This window comes from Streptomyces sp. NPDC002870, from assembly GCF_042888505.1.
Classification (GTDB): domain Bacteria; phylum Actinomycetota; class Actinomycetes; order Streptomycetales; family Streptomycetaceae; genus Streptomyces.
This window is the reverse complement of the sequence record NZ_JBIAPW010000005.1, coordinates 63,889-66,655: the sequence shown is the minus strand read 5'-3', so window position 1 is coordinate 66,655 and position 2,767 is coordinate 63,889. Positions and strand designations below refer to the sequence as shown.

The window sequence follows — 2,767 nt, the reverse complement described above, 5'->3', positions numbered from 1 at the left end:
CACCTCCAACATGGAGAGAAATTCGGATGGAAAGCTTTCCACTTTATCGCCTTGCGCTGCCTGGATCCGAAGATGCCTGGTTGATGCTGTCCAAAGCGTCGTTCTGCGGTTTCTGGATATCGGTAGCCTGCGCGGAAACCGAGTCGTAAACCGCCTGAACCGCCTGGCTGAGGGCTAGCAGAGCACTCTCGAGCTTCTGGTCTTCCTCTCTCACCTGAGGACCCATTTCGTTGGCGAAATCATCCATATCGCCCTCTGTGCCCCACCAACCATAAGCGGCATCCGTGGCCAGATTAAATGTCTTGGCGAGACCCTCGGCAATGCCCACGCCCTTGATAAGGTTCGGGGCATTGCGCAGGATCTCCCCGATATCAGCGGAATAATTGGTCATCGCTACGCCCCCGCCCGCTTCCTCGCACCCGCTCCGTTCTCGGAAGGCGCGGCAATCCGTTCTTCATCGTCCTCGTGGATCTCGTCACGGAACCGGCTCGCGACTGCGGACCTTTGCTCCTCCGACTGCTTGCCGCTCAACGATCCGAAGATCTTCTCCCAATTGATGCTCATCTGGTCCGACGTGCCTTCGCCGGGGACCATCTTGGCGATCGGATCAAGCGTGGCGATCACCCGACTCGCCATCTCGGTACGGGCCTTGTTCGCGGCTTCTAGCACCGCTGCGGACAACTGCACAGCAGTCATGTTCTTGTACTTGCCGCCAAGGAACTCAAGGTCCGTTAGTTCGCCCTTGGGGCCGACCGTCACCTGAACCGACCTGTCCGCCGACTGAGCCGCTTCCGATGCCTGAAGCAGCTCGCCTTCCGCCTTCGCCGCAGCTTCGTCGATCGCCTTCAGGTGGGCCATGGCCTGAGTGATCCGGTCTTCCAACGACCCGCTCAACACGATCTCCTCATCGACTCTTCATCCCTGTCCTGGTCGGTCCGGTGGGCTATTTCCATCTGGGGCGGGGGACGCGGCAGCTGATGTGCCCTCATCGGCCCAGAGCCTGTGGAGCGCCGCCCTCATCGGCCCCCCACACGTCCTCGTCTTCCGTCAGCCAAACGTTCCGCTCCCGGTCGCCGCTCTCGGTCTGCTGCTGCCCCCCGCCGGGCATACCGCCCATCGGGGGCATGAAGGGAGCATTGTTGCTGCTGGTCTGCACTCCCCTCGCCGCGACCTGGTGCTCCTCTTCCTCCACGGTCGGCGACGGGCTGATCCCCCGGCTCGGCCGGGTGACGCCGGCGTCCAGGACGTTTCGAGTGCGCTCGCCGGAAGAACCACCTGATTCACCGCCGCCCATACCTCGCATGGGGGGCGGGAACATACCGGGCGATGATCCTCCAGAGGAACCGGACGGGCCGCCGAGGCTCGACGCATCGGCCCCTTCCCGCCCCAACGCGTATGCCAGGTCGTCCTGGTTGTAGAGGTTGTCGTTGAAGCTGGACGCGTGCGGCGAGTTGGCGGCGGCGTGGTGCGACGAGAGATCAGGGGGCTGCGGAAGGTCCGCAATGCGCTGACGGATCAGTTCCTCAATACCCTTGTCACCACCGGTGGCGCGGTCAGAGTCGGCCTGGATGTCACCGATCCGTTGATCGAATGCCGCCCTGGCGTCCTGGCGCGCCTGGTCGGCCTGCGCATGGGCCTCAGCCCTTTCCTGCCGGGTCTCCGCCCGCGCGTCGTCGAACTCCTTCCGCGCCTGAGCCTCAGCGGCGTCGGCCTCAGCCTTGGCGTCCCGCTCCGCCGCGTCGATCTCCGCGAGCCGTTGGTCGAGCTCCTGCTGCCCCTGTTCAGGAGTGAGTTGACCGTTGGCGACCTGGTCCTCGATCTCGCCCCTGGCCTCCGCCCGGTCCCATTCGGCCTGCTTCTCCGCCTGGTCCCGCTGCGCCTCGGCCTCCGCACGTGCCTGCTCGAACTCCTGCCTGGACTCGGCCTCTTTGTGGTCGGCCGCCTGCAGAGCCTCGTCGCGTTCCGACCGTGCCTCGGCCTGCGCCTGTTCGAACTCTTGCCTCGCCTCGGCCCTGGCCTGCTCCGCCCCGGTTTGAGCCTGTGCGCTCTGCTGCGTGGCCTCCTGCCGGGCTTGATCCACCTGCGCCTGAGCCTGCTCCTGCTGCTCCCTGGCCGCGGCTTGCGCCTGCTCCTGAGCCTTGTCGTTCTCCGCCTGAGCCTTCTGCTGCTCAGCCTTCGCCTCGGCCTGAGCCGCCTTCTGCTCCGCCTTGGCCGCGTCACGCTCCTGCTCAGCCTCCGCCTTGGCCGCAGCCTGCTCGGCCTTGGCCGCAGCCTTTTCCTGCTCGGCCTCAGCCTTGGCAGCCGCCTGCTCCTCCTTGGCGGCAGCCTTCTCCTCCTGCTGCTCCGCCTTGGCCGCGTCACGCTCCTGCTCCGCCTCCGCCTCGGCCGCAGCCTGCTCGGCCTTGGCCGCAGCCTTCTCCTGCTGCTGCTCCGCCTTGGCGGCAGCCTTCTCCTTCTCCGCCTCCGCCTTGGCCGCGTCACGCTCCTTCTTGGCCTCGGCTCGCTGCTGCTGGGCGATCCCGGCAGCCGCAGCTTGCTGGGCAGCCGCGTCGCTCTTGGCCTCCGCGCGATCCTGCTCGTTCTGTGCCTTGGCGGCAGCCTGCTCCTCCTTGGCCGCAGCCTTCTCCGCATCCGCCTCGGCCTCGGCGGCAGCCTTCTCCTTCTCCGCCTCAGCCTTGGCGGCAGCCTGCTCCTCCTTGGCCGCAGCCTTCTCCGCATCCGCCTCGGCCTCGGCGGCAGCCTTCTCCTTCTCCGCCTCAGCCTTGGC

Annotated in this window: 2 protein-coding genes and 1 pseudogene; all 3 read right to left on the bottom strand. The window is 66.5% G+C overall.

The features are described 5' to 3' along the window. Positions 1-43: 43 nt before the first annotated feature. Complete coding sequence (locus tag ACFYWY_RS08550) at positions 44-391, bottom strand: hypothetical protein (protein ID WP_389181715.1); 348 nt, start codon at positions 389-391, stop codon at positions 44-46. A gap of 2 nt (positions 392-393) precedes the next feature. Next, entirely contained in the window at positions 394-894 is a 501-nt protein-coding gene (locus ACFYWY_RS08545) for a YbaB/EbfC family nucleoid-associated protein (protein ID WP_389181712.1), read from the bottom strand. 91 nt (positions 895-985) lie between these two features. Continuing rightward, positions 986-2,767 (bottom strand): annotated as a pseudogene (locus ACFYWY_RS08540) (hypothetical protein); the annotation flags it as partial.

Excerpts from the sequence above, each read along its gene's own strand:
- ACFYWY_RS08550 (WP_389181715.1), bottom strand. The coding sequence starts at position 391 with ATGACCAATTATTCCGCTGATATCGGGGAGATCCTGCGCAATGCCCCG.